This window comes from Mycoplasma tauri (genome assembly GCF_016925555.1).
In the GTDB taxonomy this organism is placed as follows: domain Bacteria; phylum Bacillota_I; class Bacilli_A; order Mycoplasmatales; family Metamycoplasmataceae; genus Mycoplasmopsis; species Mycoplasmopsis tauri.
This window is the reverse complement of sequence record NZ_CP070479.1, coordinates 285,922-308,343: the sequence shown is the minus strand read 5'-3', so window position 1 is coordinate 308,343 and position 22,422 is coordinate 285,922. Positions and strand designations below refer to the sequence as shown.

Here is a 22,422-nt window from a genome sequence, read left to right as displayed (position 1 = left end):
TTTAATTTATTTCTTTGATCATGTCTCTCTCAAGCATAAGCAATTTGCTTCCTTTATTAATTTTGTCTATAAAGCTTCTAATTTCATTAAGTGAAGCATGATTATCAATATCTTTGTAATTAGTAATGTTTTCTAAGTTATTAAATGATGCTGGTAAAGATGAAATTTTACTAATTTCACTATAACTAAGTGGTGAAGATAGTACTTTTGCATTTTTATCATTAATATTTAGGTTTCCAAAAATATCATATACATCATAACTTTCTAATTTATTTGGATCTGCATTTTCTTTTAATACTTCAAGATAGAATCTGATTTCATATTTATTCTCTTCAACTTGTACATAACGAGCTGATAAGTAAATAGGTCTTTTTTCTGAAGTTAAGAATAATAAAGTTTGTACTAAATGAGCAACTTGTGGTAATGAAGCGCCATAATCTTTCATTTCATTAATATATTCTTCATAAGATTCTTTATGTGTTAAATCTTCAATTTTGCTTAAATCAGCAAATAAGTTACTATTATTATTAATGAATGCAACAGGGTCATTGATATATTCTTTTCATTTATCACTACCAGGTACTATTTTTTCATTAAACAATGGTGGATTTTTAATATAAATTGAATATGATGTTTCCTTGTTTTGTAAGAATGATAAAATAGGAAGTGCTGATTGATATCCTTTAAGGAATCCAAACTTTTTAAAGTTTTTACCGTTTACTTTAACGCTATTATCTTTTAAAAATTTAAGTGTGTTTTTGTAAACTGAATTAAAACTCTTATCTTCTAATTTATTTAAATAAGTTTTTAAAGTATCCAAATAGTAGTTATCAATTTTGTTGTAAATGTTCTTTACAGCAATAATTTCACCCAAGTTAGATGAGAACAATGAGTTTTCCTTGATGAACTTATCTTCAATTTGTAATAAATATGTTAGGAATGGAGTTCCATCATAGTAACTATATAAAATACTTCTTAAATCGTCTGCATTAATTTTTTCAGTAGCTAAAAGACTTAAGTTTTTAAATGAAATTTGAAGTTCAGTGAAGTCTGAATAATATGTGTAGTATTTTGCATGTGAAATTTCATAATGCAATTTATCGGCAACTGATAATATATTTTCAGCTCTTTTATTAAAATTGTCTGCTTCAACTTGTTTTTCTTCTGATTTTTTCTTAAGTTCATCAGCTTCTTTTTGAATATCAACTAATGTTTCTTTATGAAATTCTTCTTCTTTTTTGCTTTCTAAAGCTTTTGAAGTTACCAAATCTACATCTTTGTATTTCGAAACAATTTCAGAGATTTTCTTAGCAGATTCAATTTCATTCATATGAACAATATATTTGATTTTATAAATTTCAGCTTGGTTTTCTTGAAGTTTTTGAATTCTTTTTTGTTCTGCGCTTATTTCTTTTTGAATCTTTTCAATTTCATGTTTTAATTTTTGATTTTCTTCTGCTAAATTTGTAAGTGTATTTTTATCGCTTTCTTTTGTTATTTCAATATTCTCGATAACACCTTCAACATATGATCCAAAAGTTTTAACCATATCAGAATCAGAAAATCCTTTAATTAATTCGATTTTTGAATCTTCATAATTTTTCTTTTCTTTTTCTAATTCAGCAGTTAATTTTTTAACTAACTCTTGGTTTCCTTGATTTTTACTGATTTCGTCAGTAAGTTTAGCAACTTTATCTCTTTGTTGGTTGAATTTATCAATTAAATGTATAGAAACAAATTCACTAGCAACTTCGTTAGCTAATTTATCAATTAATATATTTAAATCACTAATATCTTTTTGTAATTTTTCATTAATTTGTTTATTTAGCTCTTTATTTCTTTCTAATAATTCAAGTTTTTCAATTTCATTAATTTCAATTCCTAAATCTTTAGCTAGTTCCTTGTAGTAATAGTTAATATTTATTTGTCTGTCCTCAAAAAGAGGATTTAAAATTTCTTTAATGAAAGAATAACGACTTTTAACTTCTACTGGAGTTGATTCAATTTCTTTTTCAAATTTAGCAATTGAATTTTTAATATCTTCAACTTGTTTTGTTTTTTCATTGAAAGATGCTTGATTTTTTGTAATTTCTTGATCTAATGATTGAACATCAGCTTCAAAAAGTTTATGTCTTTCTCTATGAATTTCTAAAATTACATTCTGAATTTTTTCATCGTCTTCAACATTAACAACATAATTATCAGGAAGTAACTTTTTAACTTCTTCATCATTTAATGATTCTTTGTTAGAAATTAATTGATTAATTTTTTCAGTTGTTGCTATAAATTCAGCATGTTTTTGCTTTTTCTGTTCAATTTTAGCCTTAATAGCAGAATTTAAGTCATCAAGAGTTTTTTGTTCAGGTGTTAAAGCACTTTTTGCTTGTTCAAGTTGTGTAAGAATTTTTTTATACTCTTGTGCTTTAGTACTTAATTCATCTCTTAATGAAGAATCAATTATTTGAATTTCATTTTCAAATTCTGCTAAATCATCTTTGCGTTGTTGAATTTTTTGCAACTCTTCTAATTTTAAGTATGAATTGTGTAGCTCTTTATATTTTTTGTAAGCTTGAACATATTCATTTGATGAAATATAATGAATTCAATTTGCAATCTTATCTTCTGCTGCCTTAGTTTTTCCATTATTTTGATCAATTAACTTGTTAACTTCTTCCATTCTTGTTTCATTGTTTTTGATATTTTTGCTTTCTCTTTCAATTAAGGAAGCAAATGGAGAATAGTCAATTGAATTAAGCAAGTTTATTTTTTTAATTTCTTCAAGTTTTTCAGGAGATAAAGAAGAAACATCATATTTATCAACTATTTTCTTAATTTCATCAATTTCAGCAATCTCTTTATCAAGATTTTCATTTTTTTGTTTAATTTCATTTAATGATTCATTTGCTTTATTAATAATATCTTGAGATTGGTCAGCTTTAGCTTTAATAGAATCTAAATCTGCAGAAACTGATTTTAATTCTTTTTCTTTAGCTAATTTATTATTTTCAAGCTCTTTAATGTTTGTAATTAAACTATAATCACGGTTGTTAAGAGTTTTTTGTAATTCTGTATTTTTTTCTTCAAGAAGTCTGATCATGTAAACTGGATACATAAACATTTTTTCTACAAGAGATTCATGTAAATATGTTTTAACAATGATATTTTCAGGATCTATGCCATTATTTTTACTAATTTCATTGATCTCTTTTTTTATGTTTTTAACTTCAGAAAGTAATTTTTCTTTTTCTTCAGCAGTTAAAGTTTTAAATTCATAAGAATTTTCTGTTTTTGTATCTTCTATTGCTTTTTGAATTTTCTTAATGTGTTCTTCAACTTCTTTTAAAACTGACTCTTTTTCATTTTGAGCTTTTAATTTATTATGTCATTCTTGATATTTTGCCAATAATTGTTCATATTCTTTAATTTCTTTTTGAATTTCAGCTTCATTTGAATGAGAAATCATTTCATAACTTGGATCTGAATATGAAATTTTTCTTAAAATGGATTTAATTTTAATTCTTCTTTCGGCTATTTCTGGAATTTGATTTTGCTTAGCTTCAAGTTCAATGATTTCTTTTTCTAATTTATCAGCTTCTTTTGATAAGTTATCAATCTTGCTATTGATTTCAGAACTGTTATCAATAGTTTCGCCATATGTCTTTTTATTAGCTTCATTAATGTCTTGGATAATCTTAATGTAGTTTTGAACTGAAGTTATATAACCTTTGATTTTTTCAATTTCGTCTTTATTAGCTTCGGGATCACTAGAATTAGATAAATTTTGAATCTCTAAGTTGTATGTTTCTATTAATTTATTAAGTTTAGAAATATGTTCATCATTTGCATTAATATCTAATTTAGATTCAGATATTTTGTTTTTTAAGTTACTAATTTTAGATTCATTTTGACTAATGATGTACTTCAATTCATTCATTTGTTTAGTTAAGATGTTTATCTTGTAACTTCTTAACTCTTCTATTCATTTTTCTCAATCAGTAGATTCTGATCCTTCTGGTGCATCTTTTATAGAATCAATAGATGTTGTAACTTCATTTCTTTTTTCTTGAATTAATTTATTAAGCGAATCAATTTCACTTTGTAATTTAGCAATTTTAGCATTATGATCAGCTAATTTTTGTAAGTCAGATTGTGAGGCAGAAATTTGAGATTCAATTGCACTAATTTCTGACTTATTTTTTGAAATAAGAGACTGTTTTTGAGCTTTTAAATTACTTAAAAGGTAGTAACTAAAGTCATCACTTATATCACTCATTTGAGTTAATTCAAGGGCATATTCTTTGTTTTTTGCAACTCAAGCATTTAATTTTTGAATTTCATTAGCTTTTTCTTCTATGAATTTTCATGCTTCATTAATTTCAGCTAATCTTTTCTTACTAATATGATCAAATGACTTATATTCAGCATTATTAGCATTAGTTAAATTAGCAAGATGATCAGCTATTGTTTTCTTTTCTAAATATAGTTGCTTCAGTCTATCTGATTCTTTTTGACTTTCTCTGGCTAATTTTCTAAGTTCTAAAACTCTATCATTAATAATCTTCCGGCCATCAAGTTTTTGAATAGGATTAGCATCAACTAATTGTTTAGCTCCATGGTATGTATTATCAAGCTTATGTAAACAGCTAGCAGAAATAAGAGGAGTAAGAATTGATGCACTAAATGCTAATGGTAAAGTTATTTTAAGTTTGTTTTTCATAAATCTCCTATAAAACTGCTTTATAATTTCAGCTTTTTATTCCTGCATAAGTTACAAATGAACTTATAAATACAACGATTATAGAAATCGTAATTCCAGCAATAGCATACGACATTTGATAATTAGCATTATCTAAATATAGTGGATTAAGGTCACTTCATTTTGCAAGTTCTAAAATTTTCAATGAATTATGAACCACAATTGAAGAGTAAATTAATATGCCTATTGCTATGATACCTAAAAAAGCTCAACAAATTGTTTTTGATCTTATGTTTACTTTTTTCATCTTACGCTCCCCTAACCTTTAATTGCACTACCTTGTCTTGAAATTGCATTCATAATTCTTCTTCTAAATAAGAAGTAGAAGATAAACATAGGAAGAATAACAAGCACAGCACCAGCCATTTTAACACTTTGAAGAACTTTAGTTGTACCATCAAGTTCAACACGACCAACATTGAACAATCAAACTGACATAATTTCATATCTCTTAGAAGCAAATAATAATGATGGTCATAAGTATGAGTTTCAAGATGCAAGAGTTGTAAGAATAATAATTGTTAATGTAGTAGGTTGAACCATTGGTATAGCTATTTTAAACAAATACTTACCACCAACACAACCATCAACCATAGCAACTTCTTTAATTCTTCCTGGAATTGCTTCAAAAGCATTTCTAAACATTAAAGCGTTGAAAATTGAAGCAACAAATGGAAGAGCTATCATAGAAATTGCACCAATAAAACTATTTAAGATTTCAGTCTTATTATCAATAGTTGCAACTACTTTAAATTGTCCAAATAGTAATGCAACTTCAGGTAAAACAAGTAATGACATGAATAGACCTCAGACAAACTCTTTACCTCTTCATTTTTTAAGTGAAAATGCATAACCACATAACATTGTTACAAATATTTTTGCAGCAATAGAGAATACAACATTTGCTAATGTAAGTCCAAAAGCAAATCAATATCCACTTCCTTGACCATTTCCACTATTTATAGCATCACTATAGTTTGATTTATCTCAATATCTAGGTCAGAAAGAAAATTCAGAATTAAGCAAATCTGCTTGATGCTTTGGCATGAATGATATTGTTATCATATAAAAGAACGGAAAAAGAATAATAGCAGCAAATAGCGTCAATACAGCAACTTTTAAGAATGTTCATGTAACAAGAGAAAATAAAGACTTATCACGAACCTGATGTGCTGTAGTTTCTCTATTCTTTCTTAGTTTGATATTCGATCATCACCGGCGAATTTTTAATTTTGTTTCAAACATTTGACTCTCCTAAATTAATTGACGCTAAAATAACTGCATTAAAACCTCTACGAATAAGAAGTGAATAAACTAATCCTATAATGAATAACACAACTGATGATGCAGAAGCAAGTGCATCATTTCCAGTATTAGTCATATGGTAAACATATAGCATTAAAGTAGATGCACCATTAGCAGTAGCTAATGTTGTATCGTTTTTAAACAATGCTAATGGGAATACTTTAATACCATTAATAATTCCCATTGTAATTAAGAATGTTGTTGTTGATTTAATAGATGGTAATGTAATTGTGAAGAATTGTTTAATACCACCAATTCCGTCAATTGACGCTGATTTATAGAGGTTTTTGTCAACTGACAACATAGCAGTTGTAAAAATTAAAATATTAAATGCAAGTCCAGATCAAACACCATTAACTAGCATAGGGAATAATGCTTCAAAATTATATGTTCCACCTTTTTCTAGTCATGCTGTGTTAGATCCAACAATATTATTATATAAACCATTTGGAGCAAAAAACTGTATAAATGAAAGTGAAATTGCAACAATATTTGTTATATATGGCAAGAAGAAAACTGTTTGTCATATTCCTCTAGCTGATTTGTTATAAACTGAAGCAATACATGATGATATAAGTAGTGATATTGCCATAACAAATGGTAAAACAATCAATGCATATATCAATGAGTTTCTAACCCCAACAGCAAAGAATGGATCTTGTATAAGACTTCTATAATGCTCTAATGTAAAATGCATTTGCAAATTATCATCAGTTTTATAAAAAGCATGTTTTATATTGATAAATAAAGGAATGATTGTAAAAACTAAAATAATTATAAAAGTCGGCAATAGCATAGACAATGGTTTTCAAGATGGTGTTCTTTTAAGAACAACTGATTCAGAAACTGATTCAGTCTTGTTTTCTGCTTGTTTTTCCATTGCCATTTTAGCTAAAAATGGTGACTTATGAGATATTTTAGCTCAATGTTTATTTTTTAATTTCATACTCAACTCTTTCGTCAGTTATGCTATCAAAAATATGAAGCTTTTCAACAGGCATATCGAAGTAAACTTTGTCTCCAATTTCATATGCATATGAATTGTCAACAAGGAAGTTACATTCACCAACGTTTTCAATATTCACAATCAATTTACTTTCTTTACCAAAGTTTTCAACTGTTTTTATAACACCTGAAAATTGACTTCTTTCATTGCTTGATTTAATGATAAAGTCTTCAGCTCTAACACCGACATTACATGTCATTTTTTCAGCATTTTTGAAATAAACATTTTTTATTTCTTGATTTAAAACAGTTAATTTATTGTTATTGTACTCTCCAGGGAAAAGTGCCATTTCAGGCATACCTAAGAAACGAGCAACAAATTTATTTCTTGGTTTATTATACAACTCTAATGGTGAGCCCATTTGTTGTACTTTAGCTGTTGACATGCAGACAACAATGTCACTAATTGACATAGCTTCTTCTTGGTCGTGAGTAACAAAAACAGTTGTAATACCAAGATTTCTTTGAATATCTCTAATTCATTGTCTTGTTGAAATACGTAATTTAGCATCCAAGTTTGACAATGGTTCGTCCATTAAAAGAATGTCAGGTTTTTTAACAATAGCACGAGCAATAGCAACACGTTGTTGTTGACCACCAGATAATCTTGTAGGTTTTTTCTGTAATATAGGAAGAATTTCAACTCTTTTAGCTACTTCCATAACTTCATTAAAGATAGCTTTTTTAATTGAAATAATATCTTTAGAATGTTCAATAATTTGCTTTCTTTGTTCTTCAGTTAAAGGAGCATTTTTCTTTTGACGATCTTCAGCCATAACGTTTTTAATATTGTATTTTTCGTAAATTTTGTTACTAAAATCACTAAAAGCTTTGTAAGCTAAATAACGCATATTTTTATTATTTCAAATAAGTTGTTTTTTAGTCTTTTTGTTTTCAGCTTTGATTCTTCTATCTTCTTTTTTAGCTATAGTTAAAGCTTGTTTTGTATCTTTAATTATTTTTTCATTTTTTTCAATTGCTTTATATGTATTTAGACAATATTTGTAGTACAAGCTTGTTTTAATTAATTTAGATTCTAATTTAACAAGTTTAAGTTGAGTTTTTTCAGAAAATTGTTTTGTGTCAATTTTTGAAAATTCTAAAATCTTATTTTCTATTTTGTTAAATTCTGCTTGAGCTTCATTAATACCTTTTACATTTTTTTTATGTAAAAGAGACATATCAATTTGATCTAAAAATTCACATTTTGGGTATTCACTTTCATGCTTAATTTCTTTATTAGCACGCATAAGATTAAAGTAATTTTTGATAAGATTAACCTTTGTCTGTGAAGATTTTTTAAGACTTTCATGAGCTTTTAAAATTGTTTTTGAAATAGTAGATAACTCACCATTTAAGTGAATCTTAGCTAATTTGTAATCAGTTCTAGCTTTTTCAATGTTTTTATTAATTCTAACCATGAATTCAGCTAATTCATAGTCAGTTTCCTTTGAAATATTTTCATAGATATTTCAAAGTCTATTTATTTCATTAATTTCAGATTGCTCAGCATTTAATGTTCCTAAATAAATGTTTTTAATTTTTAAAATAGCTCTATTTTTTCTATCTAATATCTTATTTTGTCATACAGAATCATTCTTAAGTGGAAATGCAATATTGTCAAAAACACTCATGTGTGGATAAAGTGCATAGTTTTGGAAAACAAAACCTAATTTTCTATTTTGTGGAGATAGGTTTGTAACATCCTTGCCATTAAAATATACATTACCACTAGTAACTGTTAAAAGTCCACTAATAGCATTAAGGGTAGTTGTTTTACCACTACCAGAAGGACCTAAAAGTGTAACTAATTTTCCATTTGGTATTTTGAAACTAACATCATCAACAGCTAATGTTTCACCAAAGTCAATAATTACATTCTTAAGTTCTATTGCTGGAATTGATTCAGCATCAATATCATCTGTTTCAATTTTTTTAACCAACCTATCATATTCAGATTTATAGTTGGGTTTCATTTTAGCAGATGATTTTTTAAGTTTATCAATAATTTTTCTTATTCAAATCATATTTTTCCTTAATTAATATTATTATATGACATCTCTTCTATTTTAAAGTCTTTACTTTTTGCATATTCTGAATCATTTATCGTAAATATGTTTTCATCTGAATCTTTAAAAAAGATACGTCATTTGGTGTTTGATTTCATACGGTATATTCTTTCAACTTCAAAAGGAGTTTCAAATGTTTTATAAAAACCGTTTTTCATTTCAATAGCTTGTTTCATAGCAAGCGCAGCTTGTCATGAAAAGTAGTGTTCAATATTTTTTTTATTAGGAATATTATCAACTAATGATATAAGAGTTCCATCATATGCTGGTAACGTTAATCCTGCTCTAGTTATTTCTAAAGAATATAAATATTGGAATTTATCACCAAAAAATATATCACCAACAGTTCTTCCAAATGCATCTATTCCAGTGTAAAAAACTCTAACCTTTTGTCCTGTTTTAAAAGTTTCTCTGCCAAAACGTGAACTTAATTCAGCATAAGATCTTTCAAAATCATCTGCTGTTCTGCCGCCTACTTGTTTTTCTGGTGTATCAATACCATTTATTCTAATTTTAACTTCTTGGCCAACCTTATAATTAGTATTAGATTGATCAATTTTTTCAACTCTTACAGTAAATGTGTCACCATCGCTATGATTAACAATTTCGCCATCAAAAACAATACCTTTTAATGGTTCTCAATCGATGTTTTTAAATTCAAAAGCATATGGTTTTATTTTTTCAAATGAAGTATAAATAGAATTTGTTGCATGAAGGGTAAAATTAATACTATCATTATGTGTAACTTGAGTACCGGAAACTTTATTAAATTTCTTAGAAACCTGATCCGCTTTAACAACAATAAAACTATAAGTTATAGGGCGTTTAATTGTAACATCTTTTTGTTCTTCAGGAGCAAAACCTTTAGGAACATCATCAACATTTTTTTTCTCAAAGTATAGAAAATAGCCATCTGAATCCATTCCTATAGAAAATAATCTTTTGTTATCTTTTGATAATTCTGGAATAGCATTTTTGTAATTAAAATTATTAGCATTAATTTTTTCAATAATTTTCTGACGATGAGCATTCGAAACATTTACAAAATCATCACTAACTTCATATTTTGAGAAATCTTCCTTAGAAATAGAACTTGTCGAATTACCACATGAAATAGCAATTAAAGCGCCTAATGGTGTAAAAGATGCACATAAAGAACCAATTATTTTTTTCATTTTTTTGTTCTCTTTCTTACATAAATAAACGAGGAACCCTCGTTTATTTATCAACTAAATTATTTAAATTGACGAATTTTTGAAGAAACTTTAGTAATTATTTCATCATTAAAGCTTCCAGGTTTATCAGAATCATTATTTTTAATTTTTGTATAAACAGTTTTAAATGCTTGACCTAGTTCTTTTCTAAATGCATCAGAATTTTTGCCAGCTAATTCATCATAAATTACATAATTAGAACCTTTTCTAACAGCTTCAGAAAATCCTTTATGAGCAACTTTTATGTAACCGTTCTTTTCACGAGATAAATTAATATTTTCAAAACCTTGTACAGGGAAAATATATGAAGCTTTTTGGCCTAAATATTGTCATGGTTTCATTTTTTCACCATCAAAATCAACTTGTTCATCAGAAGTTAATCATTTAACAAAGGCTCTAGTAGCATCATCATTCTCTTTGTTTGTTCTAACACCAATAAGAGAAGGTCCTTGGCCATAAACAATATTTTTTGTATTTTCTTTTTGTCATTTCCCAGGAGCTTCTAATGAAATAAATTCATTTTCTTGAAGTGTTCCAGTGTTAGTGATCTCAGTTTTAGTTAATTTACTATCTTTTCCATCTACATAATAAATAGTAGATTTGGTAACAGTGCCATCTTTTTCTACTTTCTCAACATTACCTATTTTTTCAATGACAGGACTTAACATTTTTTTATTATTTTCATCTTTTTCATCAAGAAAAACTAAAATGCCATTAGTCATGCTTTTATCAAATTTAGCGATTTTCTTTAATAACTCAGTAATTTTTTTATCAGTTTCAGCATCAGATGATTTTATATCATAACCACTTGGTGTGTCAGTTGAAAATAGTATATTATTACCATATCCACCAAACTTAAGCACTTCTTTTGTTTGTTTTTTACTAGTATTATCTTTATATTCATAACTGCCTTTTCCAGCATTTTGATAAGTCTTATTATTAAGTTGTTCTTGAATTCCTAATCCTTGAAGTTCAAAAGTTGTTATTTTCTTGTCGCTACCTGTAAAATTATAACTATATCCCGCTGTTGAACCTATACCAATAGCTATTTTATGTGTTATAGAGTGAGATGATGTATATTCTCCACCACCAAAAAGCGCAACACTGCCTTTTTCAAAACTTTCTTTAAGTTTTGAATAGATATTACCCAATGTTTTAATGGCTGGGTTATCTGGGTTAGTGAAATTATTATAACTGATCTTTACTTTGCCATTTTCTTTAATTGATGAAACGAAAAAGTTACTTAGTCTTCCGTTAACACCAGCAAATGCATAAATTTGTGGGAATGATGCAGGGTCATCAACACCCAAGAATTTAATGTTATTATTAGTTTTTGCTGTAGTGAATCCTTGTTTAGCAGCATCACCAAACTTAAGCAATTCCTCCATAGAAGCAAATGTATCTTCACTTAATGTAATTGATGAGAAATTAGCATTAGAATCAACAGAACCTCATAGTTTTTTAACACTATCTTTATCGCTTTGACTATTACTTATAATGTTTTTATAAAGTTCACTGTTTTTAAATTTTTCATCAACTTTCATTTTTCTATCACCTAAAGAATCACTACTCATTTCAGAAATTAAATAACCTAAAACTGGTGCGTTTATACCCATAGCAACAGTAGATTTTAAAGCTGGAATAATGTATGTTCCATCAGGATTAACATTTTCTGTGTTTTTATTTTGAGTTTGGAAATTAGGGTGAAAAATATTAATATTTGTGCTTAATTCATTATCTTGAGATTCAAAATTTAACAACATATTTTTCCCACCAAAAGTGTTAGAAATTTCTTTATCAGCAATAGCTGATGCAGTTGGGGCGTAGTTGAAAATTAAATTTGGAATATCCTTCTTTTTATTAGCTTTTAAGTTTGCAATAAGAGTGGTTGTGTTTGAACCATAATCATTACCATATCTTAATAATGTTACAGGCTTGAAACCTTTTCTATTTTTTTGTGTTTCATTATAAACATTAACAATTTTTTCAACAGCATTTCATTGAGCTTTTCCTTGTGAAAAGCCTGCGCCAATAACTATTTTTTCACGCTTATAATCTTCATTATCGCTTGGATTGTAAAAATCTTCATTTTGTATTTTATCTCCTGATTTATTACTTCCACAAGAAATAGCAAAAAGAGAAGCAGACGAAATAATTGTGCCCACGGCTCCTAAGTTTAATATAATTTTCTTACTCATGTTATAATACTTCCTATTTAAAAAATTTGAATTAATAACAACTGAAAATACATGAGTATATTTCACTAAAATATAAAAAAATTGAAATTGAATAATTGTGTGCATGTATTTAATTGTTATATTTAAATTTATAATTAAAAATACTTACCATTTCCAAAAAATAGAAAATATCCATATACATTTCCATATATAAATATCTAATCTATTTTTTTGAATGTAAATTTAAAAAATAATATAAAATTATATACTTATTTTATATATAAGAAAAACTCAAAAAACTTTGTTTTTTATTCAAATTCTTTTTTGTATATTTTAAAAGCTATTTTTTTAGGTATGACTTTTTCGAGCTCTTCTAATGAAGCATTATAAATTTTTGAATAATTTCCGAATGTTTTTAGTAATTTATTTTCCATCTTTATACCTAAACCAGGTATGCTTGTAAGCTTGCCTTCAAGAGAATTTATTTTTTTTCTTTTTCTGAAATTAACTTTGGCAAATCTGTCAACTTCTATTTGAATTTCTGATAAAAAATTATAAAGATTTTGATCAGAAATGCTAATTTCATTAAGTTGCAAATCAATTAATGACTTAGTTTTATGATTATCGTCCTTGACAAGCCCAATAACAGGTATTTTAAGATTTAATGAATTTAAAGTTTTTTTAACTTCATTAACTTGCGCAATTCCACCATCAGCAATAATTAAATCATATTGCTTATCGTTTTTTAAACTATTGAAAAATTTTAAAACTGATTGCCTCATATATTCAACATCTGAATGGCGTAAATTTTCATTAATAAGATTAAATTTACGATATAAACTTTTATTCTTTATACCGTTTGTATAAACAATAGCAACACCAACTGGATTTGTATTGTTTATATTTGAATTATCAAATATCACAATATTTTTTAGTGAATCAAGATTTAAATATTGATTAAATGTTTCTAATATTTTTCTTGATTTTTCTATTTTATTTTCATATTGAAAATGCTCCTTGTCATAATAATCTTCAAGGTTAATAAAACATAAGTCTAGTATTTTCTTATTAATGCCTATTTTAGGCACAATAAATTTATATTCATTCGGTAAATTTAAATTAAGTTCAAGAATTTTTTCTGGAACTATAAAGCTGTCAGGCAAAATTTTGTCTTTATAAAATTGTTCAAAAAAGAAGTTAATACTTTCACTTTCACTAATTGATATAGGGATTTCTAAATTCGTCTTATTAATTAGTGAACCAAAACGATAAAAAAGAATAGTTGCGAAAATTAAATTGTTTTTAACTTTATATGCAAAAACATCAATGTTTTTATATTGACTAAGTTCGATAATTTGAGACTCTTTGAGTTTTTTTAAATAAAAAAGTCCATCTCTTAAAAATGCAGCAAGTTCAAATTGATATGCTTTAGCTGCTTCATGCATCCGTTTTTCTAAATCTTGAAGATAAGAATGATTTTTTAAACTTAAAATTTCAGAAGCTTTTGTAAATTGTTTTTTTCAGAAATCATGATCATTAGAATTTATTTTAAGTCCTTTATCAAAAAGAATTTCATGTTCTAATAATTTTAATATTGGCCTAGCACCATAGCCAGTAGGAAAAGGACCATAATAAAAAGTATTAGGGTCATTATTTTTTGATACCTTTCTTGATAAAGATATTGAAATATTATTTTTTAATAATTGAAGTTTTAAATAAGGATATTTTTTATCATCAAGTAATAAAATATTAAATTCAGGATTATATTTATCAATAAATTTCTTTTCTAAAATCAAAGCTTCTTTATTTGTTTTGCATAAATAAACTTCAAAATCTGACACAAGAGAAACTAATTTATGTGTTTTGTATGAATTTGTAGCTCCTTCAAAATATTGGAGCATCCTTTTTCTTAGATTTTTAGCTTTGCCAACATATAAAATTTGATTATTGTTATCTTTTCATAAATAAATACCAGGACTTGTTGAAACATTCTTAATTTTTTCAATTATTTCATAATGTTGCATTTTTAATTAAGGGCCTCATTTAATCAATTTATTAAGACTTCTTTAGGATAAAAATTATGTCCTACATTTAATAATTCATTATTTTTTATAACACAAAAAGTTGGCACTTCTAGTAATTCATATCGTGTATTAGGTACTAAATACACATCTGATTCTTTTGCATCTATTTCATAAAATGAAACATCTTTAATACTATTGTAGGATGCTTCAATGTCAGTTATCATTGATTTCATTAATTTACAGTTCAAATCATCCTGAATTGAAAAGAAAATGAAATAAACTTTCGAAGAATTACTTTGAGATTCTATCATTGATAATGCATCTGCTCACTTTAGTTTTTTCATAAAACCTCTTTGTTGTTTCTACTTATTATCATTCAAAATAGGGGAATTTCATTCAAGCTGATCATCATTTTGATTGTTATTTAAATAATCATTAGATTTAAGATTTGCTTTTTCATCTTTAATTTCTGTTACTGAAGTGTCATATAAGAAAACAAAATTAGTCTGTTTTTGATTTTCAATAAAGTTTTTGTCTTCTTTTTTCTCATTTATATTAATATCATTTGATTTAGCTTGATTATCTTCATCATCTTCATGATGATATTCAAGAGGAATTTCTTCTGTATAAAGAGCAAAAGATAAATGATCATCAAAATTATTTTTAATTAGTTTTTCATTAGCATCATCATTTATAGTTAATAAATTACTTTCTGGTTTTTCAGAAATAATTTTAATATCACCAGTATCAACACTAAAGTTAATTTCAGTAGATAACTCATCCTTTTCAATATTAGAAATTTCTAATTTATTGGAATTATTATTGTAAGTGTTTAAATTATCAAGCTCTTGGCATGCTGATAAATTTGTTTGCGAAGTTAATTCTTCATTATTTGTTTGCAAATTATTTTCATAAACATCTAAGATATTAGCAACTTTTTCTGATTCATAAGGTCGAGCATTCTCTTTAATATCTTTTTCAAAAATGCTATTTGATAAAATAATTTGTTCATTTGTCGTACCTATTTTGTCAAACTTTTTAGCATCCCACTCATCTTTTGAATAAGCAGCAGTGATAATTTTTGTGTCGAAATCTTTAATATTTATCTCTCTTGTTAATTCATTTGATTTATAAAAAGAAATTTTAGACTTGTTATCATTTAGCAAAGTATGTGGGTCAACGGGTGCAATTAATAAATCTGCATCAGAAGAAAACTTTTTGTGATTATTTAATAGTGCATTAAGAAATGAATCTGAACCCTCGCCCCCGCTTCTTCATCTTCTTTTACGCTCAATTACTCTGAAAAATTTGGTCAAAACATTATGGCTTGATAGCATAGTCAAATTATTATTAATCTGTTTTAAGAGGTAAGAAAATTTTACTTTGTAAATATCGATTTGTAGAACATTTGCAGATTTACGATAGAAATCAAATAAAACAGCAACTTGTTCAGTGAAATAAAATGGAGTTGATGTTTTATAAACATTTTTTTCAATTATTGGCAATGTAACTTTTCAAGGAATCATATTTTTTATGTAATTTTTAATATTAATCATTATCAATTTAGCTCATGCAAAAGCCATTATTGATAATGCAATAACTCATGATAAATATGGTGAAAAAGTCAATAAATAAGGCAAATTAAACAATGAGTCAGCATAAATGCCAACATTTAACTGTGCGCTTGGCAACTCATTTGAAAAATTATTTTTTGTTATAGATCCATGATTTGTAAATGAATAAAATCAACCTTTAGTGTATATATCACCAATTTGATTTACAGAAATAAAAGTTCTAGACATATCTAGTCTAATGAACACTAAAATAGAATGATAAATGATAGCTATTGACAACAAATTAAGTCATATAAAAATTATTATTGATCTTCTAACAGTTCAATAATCAACCTTTTGATAAGGTTTAAACCATTTAAAATAATGTTTCTTAAATCAAGGGCTTGCCCATTTAATTGATAAAGTTAAATAACAACCAATCAAAATTAAAATCATTAAATCACCAAAGGCCAAACCAAAAGAATATAAATAAACAATTCTTAGAACATCAATACTGCCTATATTTTTTGAAATTGGATTGTTATATTGAAGCAAAATAAAAAAGACAGTTATAAATGATAAAACAAGGAATTTTAATATTTCTATAGGGAAATAAAGCTTAACATCTGAAACAATGTCATTTGATCGTTTAACCTCAATATTAGAAATATTTAGTTTTTTATTTAACTGTCCATTTTTAAATTTCATAATTAAATTATAGTATTAAAAATAATATTTATTTTTTAATAGTGCTAAGTAATAGTGATATTTCCTGATCATATATAGGTTTATTATCAACTCACGGTGTCTCTAGAATAATTGGAACATTGTCAAAATCTTTATCATTAACAAATTTTGAAAGTGTTTTAAGACCTATGAAACCTTTATCTATATTAGCGTGCCTATCTTTATGAGATCCTAAATCATTTTTTGAATCATTAAGATGAATTACTTTTATATGTTTAAGCAAATCATATTTATTGATTTCTTCTTTAAATGCTTCATACTTGCGAATGTCATAACCAGCATCAAAAACATGACAAGTATCTAGACAAACCTTAAAACGAGGATTATTGATTTTATGTATAAAATAACTAATTTGGTCAAAATTTATTCCAACTTCAGTGCCTTTTCCAGACATGGTTTCAACACATATAACAACATCTTTGGTTCTTTTTAAAATTTCTTTAACTGAATAAATAAATGTATCTAAAGACTCTTGAATTGAAAATGTTGTATAAGCGCCAGGATGAAGAACTAGATATTTTGCTCCAATATAATTCATTCTATTAATTTCTTCAACTAAAAAATCAATAGCAAATTTATGTTTGCTCACACTTGATGGATTAACTATATATGGTGCATGAACAATAATATCCTCAGGTTTTATTTGATTTGAAAAATTTTCTAAATATTTTTCATAGTTGTATTTAGAAACATCAACTCTTTTAACATTTTGTGGAGCACCTAAATATATCATCATACAATTAGCTTTATTACTGATGCTTTCAAGTGCTGAAGAGTATAAATATTTTGGGGCTTTGAATGAAATATGACTACCTAACTTAAGCATTATTGGTATCCTTTTTATTTTTTAAAAAATATTTAAATAATCCGCCGCGGGTATAATTGGGCCCAATTTCATCAGCAAATGCTTTTGCCTTCGATGTTGAATTCATCATTGCTACAAACTTACCAACATATCCTTTTGTTGCAACATCAGAATCAGAATCACCAATATGAATTGTATTTGAAACACTTATATTTTTTTCTTGCATATATATAGATGCTGCTATACCTTTATTAGTTTTAGCATTTGTAACTTCAATAATATAATTGTTGCTAGCCAAATATGCATTACATGTTTCTGAAAAATATTTTAAAAATAAATTTAACTGTTTTTCGGCCTTGAATCTATTTTTTAAAACAATAGCAATTTTAACTATGTTTTTATGTGCATTTTTGTTGTATTTTTGAACAAGTCCAATTTCATGAAATTTTTTCGTAAAAAAAAGTTTTATGAATCAATATGGTACCTTAGAGTTTAAATAAATAGATTCGCCATTTTGATCAAACACAACAAACATCATTTTGTTAGTTTGACAATAGTTAATAATCTTATCAATCGTTGATTCTTCTAAAAAGAATGCATATTTTCTTTCATTATTTATGAAAATCTCTGCACCTGAAGAACAAATATAATCCTTTATACCTAGTTGATATATTGCTTGTTTTACTTTTTGATCATTTGAACCTCTACCAGTAGAGATTAAAATTCTGGCGAAGTTTTTGACTAATAAAATTGCTGATAAGTTTTTTTTACTAATACATGATCCTATTTTTTTATCAAATAAAGTTCCATCAAGATCAATAAAATAAGTCATTTCATTATCGTTAATATTACTCATAATGCTATTATATTGCAATGAAAAAATGTAAGTTAAAATTAGGCAAAAATTAGCAAAAATTTATATAATAAATTTAAAAAATTATTAATTTGTTAGGAGACAAAATGACAAAAAGCAAAAAAATATTACTTGTTTTATCATCACCAAATAAAGAATCATTATCTTCAGCTGTAGCAACATTTTCAGCTAAAAAATTAATTGAAAAGTATCCTAATTCTGAACTTACAGTTTTAGATTTGAACAATTCTCCCTTTTCATCTATAGTTTTAAATAGCTTTAATAGAGATACTTTTTTTGCTGACACTGAATCAGACTTATGGATTCAAAAATTAAAAGAAACAAATATATTGATTATTGCTGCACCAATGACTAACTTCAATTTCCCTGCAACATTAAAAAACTTTATAGATTCTATAGCTGTTGCTGAAAAAACTTTTACATATAAATACGCTACAAAGGGAGCTTCTAAAGGATTACTTGATAAGTTAAATGTATTTATTATCGCTACTCAAGGTGCACCAAAGGGATGATATCCATTTGGAGACCATGTAAGAATGCTTAAAGGAACATTTAAATTCTTGGGCGCCAAAAAAGTAGGCTCAGTTTTAATTGATGGTACTAAAGTTAAACCAAGAAACTCAATGACATTTGACCAAATAATTAGCGAAATAGAATCTGAATTAAATAATGAAATTACTAAATTTTAAATTATTCATAAAACATCTATAAAATAGTCAAAAAATAAAAAAAGCACTAAATATTGTGCTTTTTTATTTGCTCATAGAAATGACTTCATTAATTACAAAATGTTTATAAATATTTTGTAATATAGCATTTACCATTTTATACAAATTAGCTTCTGTATCAAAGTATATTTTGGTAATTTCAATTGCTTCATTAATTACAATTCTTGGACTGATTGTAAGTAATTCATGTGTTGCATTAATTAAAATTGCTCTAATTAGTGGTGAAACCTTATCTCAGTTAATATTTTTGTTGAAAAATGAACTTATTGTTCTTTTATAATATTCATAATTTTTGGCAATTTTTTCAATTTGATCTAATTGTTCTGCATCTATTTCATTATTTAATTCAAAAACTTCATTAATTGATATTTCTGCTTTAATAAGTTCATACCTATAAATAACATTGATTATTTCTGTTCTAAATTTTCTTCTTGGTTTCATAATTAAAATTATTATATATTAAAAATTAATAACTTACTTTAGATCTTAAATCTAAATAGTTTCTTTTTAGCATCTTAATGACTGGATAAAGAGAGCTAAGAACCAAAATGTAAACAGGTAATGTAAACATACTATTAACAATTATAGGAATTGCAAAAAACACATATCTGTCATTAACAGTTCATTTTTTGCCTTGTACATGTTGTGCTCATTTAATATAAACAATTGGGCCAAAAATTCATCTATAGAGAATAATTATGAAAGTCATTATCCCAATTATCAATATGAAATCAAGATATTTTTGATTTTTATTTTTTATATATAAAGCAACAACAATTATAAATGTCACTAATATTCCTAATGAATAAATTAAAACACCAGCTAAAGTTATTGCTCATGGTAAACTAATTGTTTTAGGTTTAGATGATTTTCCCCTATCTATTAAAATAGTTCCTTCTGGAGATGATTTAACATTATTTGCAAATACAAATATCATAATTCCAACAGCTATTAAAATCAACAGCAACGAAGCTATAATTTTTCCATTTCCCGTTGTTTTATAGAGAAATAAGCATATTGTACTTATTGCAAAAAGGATAAATATCAAATATGGTACAATTTTTTCTTTATCTGCTGTTTTAATTATAAAAAATGCAGATAGTATAGCAGTTAAAATAAAAATTAAAATTGAAGAAATTTTTCCGTTTCCATTTGCTTTATAGAAAAAAAAGTAAATTGAGCTAACTATAGAAATTATTGGAGGCCATATTGCATATCCCCAATATCAAAGACCTATTTGTCCATTTAAAATTAAAGAAAATGTATCAGCTAAAATAGCTAAAATAGATCCTTTAACGCTCCCAAAAATAATTCCAAAAATTACACAAAAGAGAATTTCAACTCCAAAAAATTGTCCAAGTCCTGTTACTTTTAATATGAAAAATGAAATTATAAATAACGAAAACATAACTCCTGAAATAACTAACTCTAATGGTGTAAACTTAAAAGAATTAGATAAAAAATGTTTTATTTTAATTCCAAAAGTTGTTTTTTTATTTTTATCATTATCCTGATTATTAATATCAAACTTATTTGTCATAACCTTTTCATTATATTAAAGAATTGAAATATAAGATAAAATAAAAATATGAAAAGATTAGAATTTGGAACAGCAGGCATTAGAGGAACAATTGGAAAAGGTGAAGGCAACTTAAATTATGCACATGCCCAAAGAATTGCTCATGCTTATGCTAAATATTTATTAAATAAATACAAAAACAAGGAAATTAAAATTGTAATTGGTAGAGACAATAGAAAAAAATCTTATAGCTTTGCAGTAACTTTTGCGCAAATTTTATACTTATATGGAATAAAAGTTATCTTCTCAAGAGATATTTGTGCAACCCCTTTTGTTAGCTTTGCAATTATGTATTATGAGGCACAAGGTGGAGTTAATATAACTGCAAGTCATAACCCAAAAGAATATAATGGAATCAAACTTTATAATGATTTAGCATTCCAATGTTTACCTGAAGAAATTGATGAAATGCTAAAATATTTTGAACCATATGAAACCTATGATGAAAATTATGATATTTCAAAGGGTTTCAAATTAAAAGATTACCCTAAGGCTATTTTTATAACTAAGAGAATCAAAAAAATCTACATAGATTCAGTTGCTAAACTGGCTGTTAGTGATATTGATAAAAAAATAGACAACATAAAAGTTGTTTATAGCCCACTACATGGAACTGGCGCCAAATTTGTGCCTGAAATTTTTAAAAACATCTTTAAAACAGATAAAAATGGAGAAATAAGTAATGTTTTTTACATTAAAGAACAAATGAAAATTGACTCTAATTTTTCTCACTGCTCATTGCCAAACCCAGAAAAAACAAGTGCATATGACTTGTTAATTAAAGAAGGAACAAAAAATAAAGCTGACATATTATTAATGACTGACCCAGATAGCGATAGAGTTGGCCTCGCTGTTTTACACAAAAATGAATATAGATTATTAAACGGAAATGATACTGCAACAATTATTTCTAAATATCTTTTAGATAACTATGATTTTGATCATGATAAAAGTTATTTAGTATACTCATTTGTATCATCTAATATACCCGAAATATTAGCCAATAAAAAAGGAATAAAATCATATGTTGTGCCTACAGGATTCAAATGAATAGGTATGATAATTGACGAGCAAAGAAAATTAAATAATAAATGTTTTTATGCTTTTGAAGAAAGTTATGGTTCTTTAATTAATGAAGAATTGTCAAGAGATAAAGATGCTTTCCAATCAGTGTCATTACTATGCAAAATGGCTAGTGAATACAAAAAACAAGGCTTAACATTGGTTGATTTACTTGATGAAATATATCAACAAGTTGGATATGTGGCATCTGAAGTAGTCGATATAACAGTTAGCCAGGAAACTAATTTAGAAGATCTTCAAACTAATTTTTCAAACCTAAAATTAGATGGCAAAATTATCGAAGACTACAATAAAAAAGAGGGATTCATGAAAGCAAACATGATAAAAATCAAATTTAAAAATGATAATTCATGACTTGCATTAAGACCATCAGGTACTGAACCAAAAATAAAATTTTACATATTTGCTTTTGACAAAAGTCCCGAACTTGCAATAGTTAAATTAAATAATTTTAAAAGCATGATAAGTCAAATCATTGATAATCAAAATAGTTAAATTATTAT

The 22,422-nt window shown here is 26.1% G+C and carries 16 protein-coding genes; 2 read left to right on the top strand and 14 right to left on the bottom strand.

Translation table 4 applies throughout. The annotated features are described in order from the left end of the window. Position 1: 1 nt before the first annotated feature. From JS510_RS01310 to JS510_RS01255, 12 genes are all read right to left on the bottom strand, one after another. Positions 2–4,717 carry a hypothetical protein gene (locus JS510_RS01310; RefSeq protein ID WP_205517575.1) on the bottom strand — a complete coding sequence of 1,572 codons (4,716 nt, stop codon included), beginning with the start codon at positions 4,715–4,717 and terminating at the stop codon, positions 2–4. A gap of 7 nt (positions 4,718–4,724) precedes the next feature. Beyond that, complete coding sequence (locus JS510_RS01305; RefSeq protein ID WP_205517574.1) at positions 4,725–5,003, bottom strand: hypothetical protein; 279 nt, start codon at positions 5,001–5,003, stop codon at positions 4,725–4,727. Between the two features lie 11 nt (positions 5,004–5,014). Further along, positions 5,015–6,001 (bottom strand): carbohydrate ABC transporter permease, encoded by a 987-nt coding sequence (locus JS510_RS01300; RefSeq protein ID WP_205517573.1) that lies wholly within the window; start codon positions 5,999–6,001, stop codon positions 5,015–5,017. Then, entirely contained in the window at positions 5,940–7,007 is a 1,068-nt protein-coding gene (locus JS510_RS01295) for a carbohydrate ABC transporter permease (protein ID WP_205517572.1), read from the bottom strand. Before JS510_RS01295 ends, JS510_RS01300 begins: the two co-directional genes overlap by 62 nt. Next, entirely contained in the window at positions 6,991–9,093 is a 2,103-nt protein-coding gene (locus JS510_RS01290; RefSeq protein WP_205517571.1) for an ATP-binding cassette domain-containing protein, read from the bottom strand. Before JS510_RS01290 ends, JS510_RS01295 begins: the two co-directional genes overlap by 17 nt. Before the next feature lie 8 nt (positions 9,094–9,101). Next, positions 9,102–10,310: a thermonuclease family protein gene (locus JS510_RS01285; RefSeq protein WP_205517570.1), complete on the bottom strand. Its 1,209-nt coding sequence runs from the start codon at positions 10,308–10,310 to the stop codon at positions 9,102–9,104. A 59-nt stretch (positions 10,311–10,369) separates the two neighbouring features. Further along, the gene (locus JS510_RS01280; RefSeq protein WP_205517569.1) at positions 10,370–12,547 is read right to left on the bottom strand and encodes a P68 family surface lipoprotein; all 2,178 of its coding nucleotides are present in this window, start codon (positions 12,545–12,547) and stop codon (positions 10,370–10,372) included. A gap of 287 nt (positions 12,548–12,834) precedes the next feature. Next, on the bottom strand, positions 12,835–14,550 hold the full coding sequence (locus JS510_RS01275) for a GIY-YIG nuclease family protein (protein ID WP_205517568.1): 1,716 nt from the start codon (positions 14,548–14,550) through the stop codon (positions 12,835–12,837). A 2-nt stretch (positions 14,551–14,552) separates the two neighbouring features. After that, complete coding sequence (locus tag JS510_RS01270) at positions 14,553–14,894, bottom strand: thioredoxin family protein (RefSeq protein ID WP_205517567.1); 342 nt, start codon at positions 14,892–14,894, stop codon at positions 14,553–14,555. An 18-nt stretch (positions 14,895–14,912) separates the two neighbouring features. Then, a complete protein-coding gene (locus tag JS510_RS01265) occupies positions 14,913–16,811 on the bottom strand; it encodes a hypothetical protein (protein WP_205517566.1) in 1,899 nt (632 codons plus the stop codon). 28 nt (positions 16,812–16,839) lie between these two features. Beyond that, positions 16,840–17,676: a deoxyribonuclease IV gene (locus tag JS510_RS01260; protein WP_205517565.1), complete on the bottom strand. Its 837-nt coding sequence runs from the start codon at positions 17,674–17,676 to the stop codon at positions 16,840–16,842. Next, complete coding sequence (locus JS510_RS01255; protein WP_205517564.1) at positions 17,669–18,511, bottom strand: HAD-IIB family hydrolase; 843 nt, start codon at positions 18,509–18,511, stop codon at positions 17,669–17,671. Before JS510_RS01255 ends, JS510_RS01260 begins: the two co-directional genes overlap by 8 nt. Before the next feature lie 104 nt (positions 18,512–18,615). Here JS510_RS01255 and JS510_RS01250 point away from each other — a divergent pair, with 104 nt between their 5' ends. After that, positions 18,616–19,218 carry an FMN-dependent NADH-azoreductase gene (locus tag JS510_RS01250; RefSeq protein ID WP_205517563.1) on the top strand — a complete coding sequence of 201 codons (603 nt, stop codon included), beginning with the start codon at positions 18,616–18,618 and terminating at the stop codon, positions 19,216–19,218. A gap of 63 nt (positions 19,219–19,281) precedes the next feature. Here JS510_RS01250 and JS510_RS01245 read toward each other — a convergent pair whose 3' ends face one another. Beyond that, entirely contained in the window at positions 19,282–19,698 is a 417-nt protein-coding gene (locus JS510_RS01245) for a transcription antitermination factor NusB (RefSeq protein ID WP_205517562.1), read from the bottom strand. Between the two features lie 25 nt (positions 19,699–19,723). Beyond that, positions 19,724–20,797, bottom strand: coding sequence for a hypothetical protein (locus JS510_RS01240; protein ID WP_205517561.1), 1,074 nt, complete (start codon positions 20,795–20,797; stop codon positions 19,724–19,726). 48 nt (positions 20,798–20,845) lie between these two features. Between JS510_RS01240 and JS510_RS01235 the strand changes: the two genes are divergently transcribed. After that, positions 20,846–22,414, top strand: coding sequence for a phospho-sugar mutase (locus JS510_RS01235; protein WP_205517560.1), 1,569 nt, complete (start codon positions 20,846–20,848; stop codon positions 22,412–22,414). Positions 22,415–22,422 lie beyond the last annotated feature (8 nt).